We start from the raw sequence: 15651 nt of genomic DNA on the forward strand, positions 1-15651 counted from the left end.
TATTGCTCATGGTAGCACGATTGAGTTTAAGGGGTGAGGGTGCGATCGCTATTCAATCTTTCAATAAACTGCTACAATAATTATTTATTGAAATATTTTGTGTTTTAATATGGGCAACAAAATCAAACAAGCCCTCTCCTTGACTGATAATGTTCGGTTAGGAACAACTTCTTCCTCTCCATTTTTAGGTTCGCCAACTTTTGACGAAGTACCTTTTCATGTGCGTGAAGGGCGTATGCCAGCTTTGGGAACTTATGTAGTTATAGAACGAGATAAAGATGAAATAGTTCATTACGGACGTATCATTGAGGGAACAGAAGACAACCCTCGTGCTAACCCATCGACACTGCAACAAAATCAGGCATATCAGGTAGGTTCAGATAAAACCAGACCAGGCGATCGCTCTCCTCATGTTACCCGTGTGATGACTATTGAAGTCTTGGGAGAAATACATCTTGATGTTCATCATCAAATAATTATTAAAGAACCAAGTTTACTGGCACAAACAGGCCAGGGGGTATATGAAATACCTGCCGAAAGAATACCGCAACTACTTAATACTCCCGATTCACCTGAAAACGGTTTCTACATAGGTGAAATAGAATCTGGCGGTAAAAGTGTAGACTTTGTGCTGCCGATGGAAGCCATCGCTCGACATTTGGCAGTTGTAGGAAAAACGGGTGTGGGTAAAAGTTATGCTACAGGTGTTTTAATAGAAGAACTAGTCAGGCATGGCATACCAGTTATTGCTTTTGATGTTTTGGGAGATGCAATCAATACTGCTGAAGATTTAGGAGGACGTAACTTTAAAGCAGGGGTAAATTTTCGAGTTCCTTATTCAGTAATTGGACACAGTGAATTTTTAGGTTTTGTACCCAACTTGACATCTGACCAATTAGAACTTGTATCTATGGCTTATGATGCTGTATTTACTGAAGCATTTCAAAGCTTAGAGGAACAAGGAAAAGTTAACATTCAAATTGAGAAATTATTGAAAGAAATTGAAAATGCTGGTACTGAATTTGGACAAGCAGCAGTCGGGGGGAGAGCAGCACGCAAAGTTGCCACAGCATTTAAGCGTAATCCACTATTAACCACAGCAACAGAGTCGTGGTTAGGAGAATTTGCTAAACAACCAATTACTAATGTTTTTGTAGGGCATCTGAGCCAACAACAAAGAAATTTAATAGTTGGGGCATCAGTTAGATTATTGCAAGCATTGCGTAAGCGCGATCGCATTCCACCCTTTGTTTTTGTACTGGATGAGGCGCACTTTTTCTTACCCGCAGGAGGACAGATAACACCATCAACTCAAGTCATTCGAGAGATGATCCGCACTGCTCGACATGATGCAATTGGAGTCACATTAATTACTCAAAGTCCTGCATCTATGGATAAGCAAGTTTTGCTAACTTGTAATACGCGTCTAGTGTTTGCTCTTGATCCAGATGACATGAAGTTAGTATCTGGTACTTTGGGAGGTATTTCCGATGAAATGATTTCTCGTATTCCCAAATTACCAAAAGGTACAGCCATCATGTCATCAAGTATGGATATCCTACGCCACCCAGCCCTGATACGTATTCGTAAACGCGAAACTCGTGAAGGTGCGCCAACACCCAACATTGCAGAGGAAGTGAAAAAATGGCGGCAGCAGAAAATATTCTAACGCAGAAAATTTTAGATTTATTGCTAAAACAACCAGAGGGTTTAGAGGTTGAGGAAATAATCAAACATTTGGAAAAAGAAGATGGCGATATTTCTCCCAGAGGTGTAAGAAATATTTTAAATAAACTAGTAAAAGAAGAAAAATTAAAAAAAAATAAAAAGCTTCAAAGTGAAGGAAGGGGTAAACCTCCTTATATTTATTTCCACGCTAGTAAATTTCCTTATGATAGCGTTTTAGGTGCTATTCCTGAAATCAAACACTATAGTATCCAAACTAAATCAGATGTCGAAGAAGATGATCGTGAACCAGATGAGCGACAAAGCCAAGAACAAGCTCGTTCTGTATTGGAAAGAATAGCAGCTAGTCATTTACAAGAGGAAGATTATGCCAGAGCAGTTATTGATACAGCCTATGATTTAGCGCAGGAAAATCCTATTGACCTATTAATCGAAATGGCTCATTGGGTAGCTAATGATATTAATAAAAAAGGAGAAGAAATTCAACAACTATTAGATAGAGGAGTCTTTGAAGAAGCGAAACAGAAAGCAGATAAACTAGATCACCAAATAGGATGGGCAAGGCGATATTTCCAACTATTCTGGCGACTAGATAGTAGTAAAGCAGGTATTAAAGGAACTTTAGATTTACCGCTACGATTCACACAATTTAAAAGGGGTAGACGTGCTGTTTTAGATGAGTACGCAGCAAGAAAAATTTTAGAAAAGAGAATCTTTGGTGACAAAATAATAGAATGCTGGAGCAAGAAAAGTAAAGCTCATAAGGGAGTAGCAGGAACTGATGCTTCTGTGGCAGATATTTTTTTAACTCAAAATCCTGGCAGTTTTCTTCCTCGTCAACCTATTATTGTCACTACATCTGCTTCTGCTTTAATAAGCAAAACTGACCAAGAATATCATGATTTTGATATTTCTCCTGATTATTTGCGAGATTATGATGATTATCAAGCAGCGAGAAATGGCTTAGTATTAGCACCTGCATTAATGAATTCTATAGGCACAGATAGATTTAAACACTCGCGCATGGCAGCAATGGAACTACGCCAATATGTGGCTGATTTTCGCATTGCTACGGGTGAAGCAAGGTGGCGACCATTAGGTGATGCTCCTGAATTAGGATATAAACCTAATCCTAAATTAATTATTCGTGATGGTCGTGTATTTCCGTTGGTGCATCGCTTAGGAGATTACGAAGACGACACTTTATATGGGCAAATTGTACGTAATCAAATTCAAAAGTTTGTAAGTGTTATTCATAACACAATTTTTAGCCCGTTTGGTGAAATTGTATATGGTGCAGCAGTTAAAATCCCTCAAATGTCATGGCTCGCTCCGTTAGTTTTTTGGTATTTATATAATAAAAAAATTCAGGTTAATCGCAAAATAGTAGTTACATCTGAGGATGTTTATAAATCCCCTTTTGCAGATACTGCTGTCTCTCATCTTCTTTTTTTAGGTGTAGCTAAACATTTACAAACTTTCTCACCAGATATACTTTTTACTACTTGCAGAGTGCTGCGACGGTTTTCTGATATTGCACTGGTTGAAAATTCATTACCAGTCGTAATTGAATCAGAAGTAGGTCAGCCTAGATTATTACAGGAAGATAATCGTGACGATTGGCAAGAATTTATTGAACAACATATAGAGAACAAACAAAGACAATATCAAGAACCTCTCCTTGATGAAAATGATTATGAACCTTTTCTGTACCTATGTACAAAAATAGGTGCTTTTATGTGTTACTCTGCTCCAACATCTGCTTATCAACCAATAGTGGCTAATGATGGAGGCTCTCATTTTTTGATCCCTCGTCTTGAAGTTGCCGTTGATTTGCAGGATCGAAATTCCTACCAAAGAAACTTGGATAAAATGCTGTCGTGGCTGGCAGATGGCAACTGGGAATTAGATTATGCACACACTCAATTAGGTTTCAATTCAGGTGACGAGCAAAACAGTCCTCCAATCTTAGTCCCTAATGTTACGCTTATCGCTCATGAAGCTGCAACCTTCTCCAGTAATAAGTTTCGAGAAGAAGTTCAGGATGAGCTTAGAGACTTGATTGCAGAGTTAAGAAGACGTATGAACAAGGGAGGTTAGTAGTGATTCAGTATGCTAATGTAACTTGACATCTACAATAAAAAATACAATAATTATTTATTGTAAATGTATTTTTGCTCTATCAATTGCTCCTTGTGAGTAACTTGGTTAGGCTAATACGTCTGAGTAACGAAAAAGCCAGTCCCTTAAATATAAGAGTCTGGCTCAGAATTGTTTTGTTTTTTTCTTTAATTATTATGCCAAATAATTTAGAAAATGTCGATTTCACTCCCTCGGAAATCGCAACAAAGTTGAGTGAATTGGTGAAAAAACCAATTTCTAACCGACAAGTTAATCACCTGTTAGAACAGCTAGGCTTACAAAAAAAATTCCAGTCCAGTAAAGGTAAATGGAAGTGGCAGCTGACTCAAGCGGGTAAAAAATATGGTCGTGTTTATTTTGTCACCAATAATCTAAGCAATTGGAGTGGCAATCAAATAAAGTGGAGTGAAGAAGTGATTAATATACTTCACCAAGATTTGTGCTGTTTAACAACTTAAACCAATATTGAAACTTTCATAAATCCCGTCTTTTTATAAGACGGGATTTTTTTACTGAATAACTTTTAATTTTGAGTGAGTCGAGATTTAAGTTCTAGAGCTATCGCTTTCGCTAATGGTGGCGGTACAGCATTACCAATTTGCACTTGTAGGCACTTTCCATAGAAAACAAAATCATCAGGAAATCCTTGTAAAGCAGCTACTTCACGAGGTGTAAAAGCTCTGTCTTGTTCAGGATGTATAAAACGTCCCTTTGAAGGATTTAAACAACCAGCTGTGATAGTGTTTGATGGACGGCTCCAAGCAGCTCTTCCATAAACGTCACTATGACCTTTATGAGAAAGATGACATTTGAGCCAGTATTCTTTGGGGATTTGTGTTCTACTTCCACCATTTTTAGGAATTAGACTAATAAATTCTATGATTCTTTGTGTAGTTTTTGGAGCAATATGGTTTGGATATTTACCGTTATGCTCTCCATTCTCTCCTGGTTTTAACTTAGGATATTTATTATTACCGATAGCATCCCAAACTGTAACCCAAGGTAGTAAAGGCATTTGAGAATTCTCTATCTTTTGTACTTCTCTATGAGTAGGGTTAGGAAATGGTGGTTCTTCTCCATTTCTGCCAGCAATCACAATCACACGCTGTCGATGCTGCGGTACACCATAATTTGCTACATCAACAAGTTTTTCATTACTGTAATATCCTAACTCTCTCAATCCTAGGCAAAGTTTTTCATAAAAAATCCGACCATGTGCCTTAGATATTAATCCTGGTACATTTTCCAAAACAGCAAATCTGGGCATGAATTCTTCGACGAATTCTAAATATTTAAGAATTAGATCGTTATCTTTATGATTAGCACCTTTATTATTTTGCATTCGAGAAAACCCTTGACAGGGTGGACATCCTACTAAAATATCTAACTGCTTTTGCTGCAAATTGAGTTCTTGTCTGAAAACTTCGGCTGCCAAGTTTCTAATATTTACATTTTTAACCTTGACACCTAAATTTTTTTCATAGGTTTCAACAGCATACTCATTAATCTCAACTGCACCCAATATTTGACATCCTGCCTGTATGAACCCCAAACCAGTACCACCAGCACCAGAAAATAAATCAACAACTGTAGGAGAAACGATTGTCATCACTAAATATATTTTACATGAATATTAATCATTAGAATTTTGCTAAGTTTTAGAGCTTTCTTGATGATCAGGTAATTGTTTGATTAAGTCTCTTACAAGTTCAGAAACACTAATTTGTCTTTTATCAGCTTCCTTCTCCAGTTTTTGTCTCTCTAAATTGTTGAGCCTAATTCTTAAATGTTTTTCTCTTGTCATGGTATTTCATTTGGAATACAATCACAACAGAAATTATTTTACATGATGCTTCTGTCCTACGTATACAAACTGAATCCTTCATGGAAACAAGCGCAGAAAATCGAACATTGGCTGCATCTGCTTCGCCTCCAGTACAACTTTCGGGTTAGGGAAAGGACACAAGCATATGAGCAAGCAAAAGTACCTCTGATGGGCAACTACTGCATTATTCAAACTCAAGCTGAGTGTTGCCCGTTAACTTGCTCAGTTAGCAAAGGTGCTTTGTACGGTAATCCCTGGAGTACCAAAGGTAAAAAACGTAGTCCTCTTGCTCAACAAGATGCAAATTTGGTAGACCTGAAAAAAGAGCGACCTTGGTATAGTGAAATTTGTTACCACGTTTTACAGCAAATGCTGAAGCAAGTTGACGCTGCATTTGTACGTTTTTTCAAAGGTTTGGGTAAATATCCAAAAACAAAACGAAGGGGCAAATTCCGCTCTTTTACTTACCCAGCAGGGGATATTGGCTTTAAAGGAAACAAAGTCAGACTTCCCGGAATGGGCTGGATGAGATTTTTTCAATCTAGACCTTTTCCACCTGGCTTTAAAATTCGTTCTACTACTGTGCGAAAAAAGGCAGATGGTTTTTATATCTCCGTTCTGTTGCAAGATGACACAGTTCCTAGTCCTCTAACACCTCAGCAAATACAAACAGTGTTAGGAGTAGATTTAGGGATAAAAAAGCTTGTATCTCTTAGCACTGGTGAAACTATCCTCAATCCACGATTTTATAAAAGGATCGAACACAAGCGATCGCGTCTTCATCGCGCCGCCAGCCGTAAAGTATTAGGTTCTCGTCGTCGTCAAAAAGCACATCATCGAATAGCGAAACTAGAGCAGAAAGTTGCCAATCAAAGAGAGGATTATCAATGGAAGATAGCTCATAACTTAGTCAAACAATATGACCTGATTGTCTTTGAAAATCTCAACATTCAGGGAATGATGGCACGCTGCAAACCCAGACAAGATGATAGCGGTAAGTATTTACATAATGGTCAGTCTGCCAAATCTGGACTAAATCAAGCGATCGCTGATGCTGCTTGGGGGTCTTTAAAACAGAAAGTCAAAATTTTGTCCGAAAGGGCTGGCGTTCTGGTTCATGAGGTTAACCCCAGGTTTAGTTCTCAGGAATGCAGTGAATGTGGATATATCAGTCCTCAAAACCGATATCAAGAAAAGTTCGTTTGTGAAAACTGTGGTCATCATGCAGATGCAGACGTTGATGCTGCAAAAGTAATCTTGAAGCGCGGTTTAGATGAATTGGCTATAAATTTAGATGCTGTATCGGGAGTCCCTCGAAAACAGGATAAAATCACGCCCAAGGAGCTTGTTGTAAGACAAGGGGAATTACCTGTGATCACGGGTGAGCCTGGGAACTCTCAAAAAATTAAGTTTTTGAGTAGAGGAGAGATTGAGTAATCATCTCTTGGAATCCTATGGCGTTAGCTATATCGATTCCATCAATTGAAATCGGATGAAGCGAATTAAGCTTTTATCCTAAAAACGGAGAGGGGGAGATTCGAACTCCCGGAACCCTTACGAGTCCATCTGATTTCAAGTCAGACGCAATCGACCACTCTGCCACCTCTCCAAATAAACTGTCTAGCTTGGCTGCACCTCGGTTTTGTGGTGAGCAATAAAGCTGACAGATATTACTATATCCTATCATCTACGCAGATGGTACTACTGAATGCGATCGCTCATAAAAAATTTCTTCTGTCACCACCTGAAAATCCTTGCCAACCCAGACTAGAGCAGCTTTTGTGACTACACCCGCCTCTAGGGAAAGCAAAGAAAAATTCCGCAGTTTCTCCCCATCTTGCTCGACAATTCTGGGGACGCTGGCGGCATTGAGGTAAAATATCCCCTCTGGGCTTCTAAAGACGGCTTTTCTGAGTTGTTTCTTGGTGTGGCGTAAGGCATGGTGCATATGTCCAAATGTCACTAAGGCTATTTGTTTACCCGCATTGATCGTTAAAGACACCGCCTCAGCTAAATCAGGATCACCAAAATCGCCGCCGATGGGATGCCAATCTTTACCGCAGGGATCTTCGGGGCGATCGCCTAATCCACTCGGCCCGTTATGACCGATAAAAATAATCGTGTCACAGGCTGCACTTTTCACTGATGCAAAGATTCTCGCTGCTGACTCTTCCAAGGTTGACACCCCATAACGGTCTTTGCAGATGTCAGCAAATCTCCACTCATGACCACCCCAACTAAAAGGACGACCCCCCACTACAGTTAAATTCCATTCGGGGAAATCTAGCTTACTGAAACCAACGTGGGCTGCACCTAATAAATCTAGCTGTTCTTGTACCCTGTCTTCCTTGGTGCGATCGTAGGGACATTTCTTCCGTCCCCATTCTGTAGCGGTGTACCAAGCATCATGATTGCCCATGACGGCAGCTTTGGGAATGTCGAGGGAGGCGATCGCTCTTACCACTTCCACCGACTCGTTCCCAAAATCCCCCACAAATAACACTAAATCCACACCCAAATGCTTGAGTGCAATACCATCCTCTGTTTCCCACTGATCGTGAACGTCTCCCACTACAGCAATTTTGAGAGTTGTTGATTGCGAATTTTGACTGGTCATGCCACTTTCCTTGCCGTATATCTCCAGCATAGGCAACTCAGCCGAATTTGGACACAATTTTGGGGTATTAACCCCCCAACCATTTTTGGTAAAAACTACTATAATTAATGCACAGCCAAAATTTGTAACAAAAAATTAATTCTTACCTGTGTTTACCACTGCTCAACGCCAACAAACTCAACCGGGTGGGCTACCACTAGATTTATTTGCTGCTATTGAAGAACTCAAAAAAGAACTCAACGCGGTGATTCTGGCTCATTACTACCAAGAGCCGGATATTCAAGATATTGCAGATTTTATTGGTGATTCTCTACAACTAGCGAGAGCCGCAGAAAAGACGAATGCAGATGTGATTGTCTTTGCTGGGGTTCACTTTATGGCGGAGACAGCTAAAATCCTCAATCCTGATAAGTTGGTGCTATTACCAGATTTAAATGCTGGTTGTTCTTTAGCTGATACTTGTCCACCAGCACAATTCGCTGCTTTTAAAGCTGCCCATCCCAATCATTTGGTAGTGTCTTATATTAACTGCTCTGCCGAAATTAAGGCGATGAGTGATATTATTTGCACCAGTTCCAACGCTGTGAAGATTGTGCAGCAAATCCCTAAAGACCAGCCGATTATTTTTGCACCAGACAAGAATTTAGGGCGGTATGTCATGGAACAAACCGGGAGGGATTTGGTGTTATGGCAAGGTAGTTGTATAGTGCATGAAACCTTCTCTGAGAAGAAGATTGTCCAATTAAAGATAACCCACCCAGAAGCAGAAGCGATCGCTCACCCTGAATGTGAAAGCAGCGTCTTGCGTCACGCCAGTTTTATCGGCTCTACAGCCGCTTTACTCAAATATTGTCAAACCAGCCCTAGCCAACAATTCATCGTGGCTACAGAGCCAGGTATTATTCACCAAATGCAAAAATTAGCTCCTCACAAACACTTTATCCCTGCGCCTCCAGTAAATAACTGTGCTTGTAATGAATGTCCATTTATGCGGTTGAATACTTTAGAAAAACTCTATTGGGCGATGAAAAACCGGACTCCTGAAATCACTATGTCAGAGGAAATCCGCATTGCTGCACTAAAACCAATTCAAAGGATGTTAGAGATGAGTGTTTAAAGCAATTCGCAATTCGTAATTCGTAATGGACTAACGTCCCGCTACGCTAACGTAATTACGTGTTGTAATGAGGATTTATCCCCCGCTACAACACTTGCGGCTTGATAGAAGCTAGGGATTTAAACCCCTACATTTTGCTAACGAGGTCTAGAGATTTTTATTCAATATATACATTATTCTGTTCTGGCTGCATCTACTTGTATCTAAATCTTTTTTTAATACTTTTTTAGTAGATGCACCACCTTTTGGATGAATACCATTTCTCTAAATCCCGGCTACAGATAATTCTTCCCCTGCCCCCGGATTTCTCACAAAGGTATGGGAGGTGTGGGAGGATGGGGAAAAAATCTAGCCCCCTTTTCTCCCCACCCTCCCCACACTCCCCTCTCTCCCCACACCTTTTTTCTCTCGCGCTCCCTGCCCCCTACCTAGGCTGTCTATGCCTTTTAAACCGGGGTGATTCAAGTGCTGCACTTCTTCAAAGCTAAAGTTAACCCATCACCAATAGGAACGAGACTTAAATTAACTCGCTGATCTTGTAGTAGTTTTTGATTAAAGGCGCGGATTTTGTTAGTGCGGTTATCTTGGACTTCGGGATCTGCTACTCTTCCTGACCAGAGAACATTATCAATGGCTATCAGTCCCCCAGGTCGGACTAGTTGCAGCGATCGCTCATAATAGTTATCATAATTACTTTTGTCAGCATCAATAAAGGCAAAGTCAAAGGTTTCGGCTTCACCTTGGGCTAGCAATTTGTCTAAAGTCTCTAAGGCTGGGGCGATTTGTAGGTTAATTTTATCAGCGACTCCAGCTTGTTGCCAATAACGACGGGCGATCGCTGTAAACTCTTCACTATCATCACAGGCTACGATTTGCCCTTGTGGGGGTAAAGCTAGTGCAACCACTAAGGAACTATAGCCTGTAAATACTCCCACTTCTAAGGTTTTCTTTGCACCTAATAACTGTACAAGTAAGGCCATAAATTGTCCTTGTTCTGGTGCAATTTGCATTCTCCCCATTGGATGTTGCGCGGTTTCTTGGCGCAATTGGGTTAATATTTCTGCCTCGCGCAAAGACACAGATAATAAATAATCATATATATTTGCTGCTAGTCCCAGTGTTTTAGTTGTCATTGAATGCTAATTTTGGTAATGATAGATTTTCCTGATCAAAAAAATGTCTGCTCTCCCAGATAACGATGATGCTATCCGTGAGATTTTAGCTCAAGCTAAAACTATCGCCATTGTAGGTCATTCTGATCGGCGCGATCGCGTCAGTTATCAAGTTGCTCAGTTCTTACGGAATGTTGGCTATATTGTTTATCCTGTCAATCCCTTAATTTCTGAAATTGACTCTCTCCCCTGTTATCCTGCTCTAGAAAAAGTACCACAACCAATAGATATTGTTAACATTTTTCGCCGTTCTGAATACCTACCAGAAATTGTAGATGCAGCAATTGCTATTCGTGCCAAAACAATTTGGGCGCAATTAGGTATTTACCATCAACAATCAGCTAAAAAAGCCCAAGATGCTGGCTTAAATGTAGTAATGGATTCTTGTATAAAAATTGAATATTTACGTTTAAATATTAGCCAAAATAGTTAATCTTAAAATATTTAAATTTGACTATATATAATTAATATATTATTTGCTAGTGTACTGCCGTAACAATTTATCTGTGTCCATCTGCGTTTATCTGCGTTTAATCTATAAATTCGATATAAATATTGATTACTATCTACCAACCGATGAAGTTATCTCTATCTGAGGATAAAAATTTTGGGTGAGATGTTTCAACCGCAAGGATGATAAATATACAAGACATCAGCATTAAATTAAAAACAGATGAAGCGACTAAATACTTCATCAAAAGCAAGAGAGTTGTGTACTTGTTTTCGTGGTCAGATTACATAGTGTGTGTTTAGTGTGAGGAGAAATTAAGTCGCGTACATTGATTAGTAATGAGTACGTTAGGCTAAATATCCGGGGTAAAAGTCCTACACTTGCTCTTAGTAAGTGAGAGGGCAAACGATTAAACCTTGGGTTGTTGTAATCCAAGGTTTAATTATTTTTCTTAAACAGAATGTAGATATATGAGTTATATTTTATTTTTTAATAAATGTGTAATAACGCACCGAAGGCTTGAGGATGTGGTTACGGCTTATGCGTAACACATCCTAAATATATTACTAGTTTGAAATTTAAAAATGTTTTTAATAAACAGGTTGAATTTGTATGGCAGAAAAACAAACCTTACAACCACCACAGCAACAACAACCACCAGGTGTTGAATCTAAAATGCAGCCGAAGCCGAAAGCAGAAGATAGTCAATATCTGGGTAGTGGTAAGTTAAAAGATAAAGTTGCCTTAATTACAGGTGGAGATAGTGGAATAGGTCGTGCTGTAGCTATTGCATTTGCAAAAGAAGGTGCAGATGTAGCGTTTGTCTACCTGAAAGAACATGGTGATGCTGAAGAAACCAAAAATTTAGTCGAAGAACAAGGTAGAACTGCATTATCAATAGTAGGCGATATTACTGATGAAGCTTTTTGTCAGGGTGTTGTTCAACAAACACTAGATAAATTCGGTAAATTGGATATTCTTGTCAACAATGCTGCGGAACAACATCCACAAAAAAGCATAGAAGATATTAGCCAAGAACAACTAGAGCGGACTTTTCGCACTAATATTTTCTCAATGTTTTACCTGACAAAAGCAGCAATGAAGCATTTAAAATCAGGTAGTTGTATTATCAACACAACATCTGTCACAGCCTATAAAGGCAATCAACAACTGTTAGATTATTCATCTACAAAAGGCGCAATTGTCGCCTTTACCCGTTCCTTATCCCAAAATTTAGTCGGTCAAGGAATTAGAGTTAATGCAGTTGCACCCGGGCCGATTTGGACACCTTTAATTCCTTCAACTTTCCCCGCAGAGCAAGTAAAGAATTTTGGTAAACAAGTACCAATGGGTAGACCAGGACAACCAGAAGAAGTTGCACCTAGCTACGTTTTCTTAGCGTCTGATGATTCTTCTTATATGTCTGGTCAAGTATTACATCCCAATGGTGGGGAAATAGTTAATGGCTGATTAGGCAGGGGGCAAGGGGGCAGGGAGCAGGGGGAAAGAGGGTTTTAGCCTAGTTTACCTTTCTTAAGATAGTTAAGTTTTTTCTCACAGACTTACTTAAAGTAAACCTTAAATTTTAGGGTGCGTTGAAACAACGCACCCTACTGAATATTTAAAATGAACCTACAATCATCCCAGCTAGTAAAATAAAACCAATCCAAACGTTTTGACGGAACATCTCACCATAAACGGGATTAGGTAATTCTGGTTGCCTTAATTGTAGAAACTGCCAAAACCAGCCAATAGTCCCAATGGTTAAACTAATCCAAAATGCTAGTTTTAGGTGAATAGCAATACCTAGCCATCCTAATAAAGCGATCGCACCAATATAGAATATACCAATGGCTACAGGTGCGTAATCTCCGAAGAACAAGGCACTAGAATTAACACCAATGCGGCGATCATCTCCACGATCGCTCATGGCGTAAACTGTATCAAAGCCGAGTGTCCATAGTAAAGTAGCCCCCCACAATAACCAAGTTGGTTGAGAAATATTTTGTGTAACTGCACTCCAGCTAATTAACACCGCAAATCCCCAGGCAATTGATAATACTAACTGTGGTACTGGGAAAACTCGCTTTGCACCTGGATAGAGCAAAATTACAGGTACAGCCGCCACAGACAAGCAAAAACTTAAAGTGTTGAGATAAAACGCCAGTACCGCCGCACAAGCTAAGGCGACTATCCCCACCCCAATACCCACTTTGACAGATAATGCACGGGAAGCCAAGGGGCGATCGCGGGTTCTTTCTACTTCAGGATCAATATCTCTGTCCCATAAATCATTTACCACACACCCAGCCGCACTAGTGGCCAGAGTCCCCAAGATAATTACTCCCACTAAAGGCGCAGGCGGTTTACCATCTGCCGCCAAAAACACTGCCCACAACGCAGGAATCATCAAAATCAAACGTCCTTCGGGTTTATGCCACCGCAAAAGCCGGATAATTGTTAGCCACACTGGTTCTTGGTTAGTTTCTTGCATAGGATTGGGCATTGGGTATGGGGCATTGGGTATGGTTTTTTGGTTTTACCTCATGCCTTTACTTCACACATCTTCACATCTATAGAATATCTTTTTTTGATATTTATAAAAACACAATCTTTAGCGGCAACTTTCAAGACGCTGCAATTGTCACTAAAATGGTAATTAGCAGGGTGAATATACTTAGAGTAAGTGACTCGATCAATTCAGGGTGATCAGGAGAAACTAGGGAGAACAAACCAATGCCCTATTCCCTATGACCCATGCCCAATTCTAAGTATCTTGCAATCAATATCAGTGCCAACTACCCCGACCGCATCATTTCTGACCATCCTTCCTAAGTAGAGAGAGAAACTTAAATGCTGAATTTAGTTTCGGCGGACTATTTGAGTGTTAATACTCAAGTGGTTCAGCAACACCGGATTATTGCGGCCATTGATATGGGAACAAATTCCCTGCATATGGTAATAGTCAGGATTGACCCGACTTTACCAGCTTTTAGCATTATTGGTAAAGAAAAGGAAACTGTACGATTAGGCGATCGTGATATTACCACTGGGGAGTTAAAACCAGAGATCATGGAAAAAGCGATCGCAGCATTGGGACGCTTTCAAAAGGTGGCTAAAACTGCTAATGCAGAAAGCATCATCGCTGTAGCTACTAGTGCCATGCGAGAAGCTCCCAACGGTAAAGATTTTTTACACAGGGTAGAAACTGAGTTGGGTTTATGCGTTGACTTGATTTCCGGTCAAGAAGAAGCTCGACGCATCTATTTAGGTGTGCTGTCGGGGATGGAATTTCATAACCAAGCTCATATCATTATTGATATTGGTGGTGGTTCTACAGAAATCATTTTGGGCGATAGTCATGAACCCCGCACACTCACCAGCACTAAAGTTGGTGCGGTGCGCCTGACGACTGAGTTAATTAGTTCTGACCCCATCTTAGATGTTGAGTTTAAATACCTACAAGCCTACGTGCGGGGGATGTTGGAACGTTCTGTAGAGGAAGTCTTAGCTAGTCTCAGATTTGGCGAATTTCCCAAATTAATCGGCACTTCCGGCACAATAGAAACTATTGCCATGATTCAGGCGCGGGAAAAGTTGGGTACTATCCCTTCTACCCTGAATGGCTATCAATTCAGCCTCAGAGACTTGCAAGACTGGGTAAATCGTCTACGGAAAATGACCAACGCCGAAAGAGCCGCTATCCCCGGTATGCCAGAGAAACGCTCAGAAGTTATTTTAGCTGGGGCAGTGGTTTTGCAGGAAGCGATGGTTTTATTGGGTATAGACTCCATCACCACCTGTGGACGAGCTTTGCGGGAAGGTGTGATTGTTGATTGGATGTTAAGTCACGGTTTAATTGAGGATAGACTGCGCTTTCAAGGTTCAGTTCGGGAGCGGAGTGTATTAAAACAGGCGAGTAAATATCAAGTCAATGTAGCATATAGCGATCGCGTAGCTGCTTTTGCTTTAAGTTTATTTGACCAAACCCAAGGACAACTGCACCATTGGGGAACAAATGAACGACAATTATTGTGGGCGGCGGCAATTTTACACAATTGCGGTCATCATATTAGCCATTCATCCCACCATAAACACTCTTACTATTTAATTCGCAATAGTGAATTACTCGGCTACAACGAAACCGAAATCGAAATTATTGCCAATTTAGCTCGTTATCATCGCAAATCACCACCGAAAAAACGACACGAAAATTATCGTAATTTGTTGAGTAAACAACATCGCCAAATCGTCAGTCAATTGAGTGCGCTGTTAAGATTAGCCGTAGCATTAGATAGAAGACAAATTGGCGCGATCGCTCAAATCAAATGTGATTATTACCGCCAATTACAGCAGTTTAATTTGTTAATTTATCCAGCAAATCCAGATGATGATTGTGCCTTAGAACTCTGGAGTTTAGATTTCAAAAAAGGAGTATTTGAAGCAGAATTTGATGTGAAATTATTCACCCATTTAGAAAAAAATCTCCTCCCGAAATTCTGCTAAATTTTAGGGTGCGTTCACAAAGCAACGCACCTAATTCATAATCTTGGTAAATTTTAACTCCATGCCCTAATACCCATCTGACTTTTCACGTTATGACGAAACACCACACCAATTAGTGGAAGGCGTTGGTGGCGC

General features: G+C 40.1%; 13 protein-coding genes and 1 tRNA gene. 8 read left to right on the forward strand and 6 right to left on the reverse strand.

Annotated features, from left to right (window positions below; translation table 11 throughout):
• Positions 1-109: 109 nt before the first annotated feature.
• From ACPZ3T_RS09780 to ACPZ3T_RS09790, 3 genes are all read left to right on the forward strand, one after another.
• The gene (locus ACPZ3T_RS09780) at positions 110-1669 is read left to right on the forward strand and encodes an ATP-binding protein (RefSeq protein WP_490275633.1); all 1560 of its coding nucleotides are present in this window, start codon (positions 110-112) and stop codon (positions 1667-1669) included.
• The gene (locus ACPZ3T_RS09785) at positions 1645-3786 is read left to right on the forward strand and encodes a hypothetical protein (RefSeq protein ID WP_490275635.1); all 2142 of its coding nucleotides are present in this window, start codon (positions 1645-1647) and stop codon (positions 3784-3786) included. Before ACPZ3T_RS09780 ends, ACPZ3T_RS09785 begins: the two co-directional genes overlap by 25 nt.
• A gap of 104 nt (positions 3787-3890) precedes the next feature.
• Positions 3891-4286 carry a hypothetical protein gene (locus tag ACPZ3T_RS09790; RefSeq protein ID WP_490275637.1) on the forward strand — a complete coding sequence of 132 codons (396 nt, stop codon included), beginning with the start codon at positions 3891-3893 and terminating at the stop codon, positions 4284-4286.
• Between the two features lie 65 nt (positions 4287-4351).
• Here the strand turns inward: ACPZ3T_RS09790 and ACPZ3T_RS09795 are convergent, their stop codons facing one another.
• Both ACPZ3T_RS09795 and ACPZ3T_RS09800 read right to left on the reverse strand, forming a co-directional pair.
• A complete protein-coding gene (locus ACPZ3T_RS09795) occupies positions 4352-5437 on the reverse strand; it encodes a DNA cytosine methyltransferase (RefSeq protein ID WP_490275639.1) in 1086 nt (361 codons plus the stop codon).
• Positions 5438-5479: 42 nt separating this feature from the next.
• Positions 5480-5632, reverse strand: coding sequence for a hypothetical protein (locus ACPZ3T_RS09800; RefSeq protein WP_490275641.1), 153 nt, complete (start codon positions 5630-5632; stop codon positions 5480-5482).
• 42 nt (positions 5633-5674) lie between these two features.
• On the opposite strand from ACPZ3T_RS09800, the gene ACPZ3T_RS09805 reads away from it, so the two are divergent.
• The gene (locus ACPZ3T_RS09805; protein WP_490275643.1) at positions 5675-7090 is read left to right on the forward strand and encodes an RNA-guided endonuclease InsQ/TnpB family protein; all 1416 of its coding nucleotides are present in this window, start codon (positions 5675-5677) and stop codon (positions 7088-7090) included.
• A gap of 85 nt (positions 7091-7175) precedes the next feature.
• Here the strand turns inward: ACPZ3T_RS09805 and ACPZ3T_RS09810 are convergent.
• A tRNA-Ser gene (locus tag ACPZ3T_RS09810) sits at positions 7176-7262 on the reverse strand.
• A 78-nt stretch (positions 7263-7340) separates the two neighbouring features.
• Entirely contained in the window at positions 7341-8270 is a 930-nt protein-coding gene (locus ACPZ3T_RS09815) for a TIGR04168 family protein (RefSeq protein WP_490275645.1), read from the reverse strand.
• Between the two features lie 148 nt (positions 8271-8418).
• On the opposite strand from ACPZ3T_RS09815, the gene nadA reads away from it, so the two are divergent.
• Positions 8419-9387 carry a quinolinate synthase NadA gene (gene nadA / locus ACPZ3T_RS09820; protein WP_490275649.1) on the forward strand — a complete coding sequence of 323 codons (969 nt, stop codon included), beginning with the start codon at positions 8419-8421 and terminating at the stop codon, positions 9385-9387.
• A gap of 461 nt (positions 9388-9848) precedes the next feature.
• Here nadA and ACPZ3T_RS09825 read toward each other — a convergent pair whose 3' ends face one another.
• The gene (locus ACPZ3T_RS09825) at positions 9849-10520 is read right to left on the reverse strand and encodes a class I SAM-dependent methyltransferase (protein WP_490275653.1); all 672 of its coding nucleotides are present in this window, start codon (positions 10518-10520) and stop codon (positions 9849-9851) included.
• Between the two features lie 43 nt (positions 10521-10563).
• On the opposite strand from ACPZ3T_RS09825, the gene ACPZ3T_RS09830 reads away from it, so the two are divergent.
• Both ACPZ3T_RS09830 and ACPZ3T_RS09835 read left to right on the forward strand, forming a co-directional pair.
• The gene (locus tag ACPZ3T_RS09830; protein WP_490275655.1) at positions 10564-10992 is read left to right on the forward strand and encodes a CoA-binding protein; all 429 of its coding nucleotides are present in this window, start codon (positions 10564-10566) and stop codon (positions 10990-10992) included.
• A 630-nt stretch (positions 10993-11622) separates the two neighbouring features.
• Positions 11623-12480, forward strand: a complete 858-nt coding sequence (locus tag ACPZ3T_RS09835) for an SDR family oxidoreductase (RefSeq protein ID WP_490275657.1) — start codon at positions 11623-11625, stop codon at positions 12478-12480.
• A 151-nt stretch (positions 12481-12631) separates the two neighbouring features.
• Here ACPZ3T_RS09835 and ACPZ3T_RS09840 read toward each other — a convergent pair whose 3' ends face one another.
• Positions 12632-13504: a 4-hydroxybenzoate solanesyltransferase gene (locus tag ACPZ3T_RS09840; protein ID WP_490277177.1), complete on the reverse strand. Its 873-nt coding sequence runs from the start codon at positions 13502-13504 to the stop codon at positions 12632-12634.
• A 359-nt stretch (positions 13505-13863) separates the two neighbouring features.
• Between ACPZ3T_RS09840 and ACPZ3T_RS09845 the strand changes: the two genes are divergently transcribed.
• Complete coding sequence (locus ACPZ3T_RS09845) at positions 13864-15516, forward strand: Ppx/GppA phosphatase family protein (protein WP_490275659.1); 1653 nt, start codon at positions 13864-13866, stop codon at positions 15514-15516.
• Positions 15517-15651: the final 135 nt, after the last annotated feature.

The sequence above is a fragment of the Aliinostoc maniaoense genome (assembly GCF_058172895.1).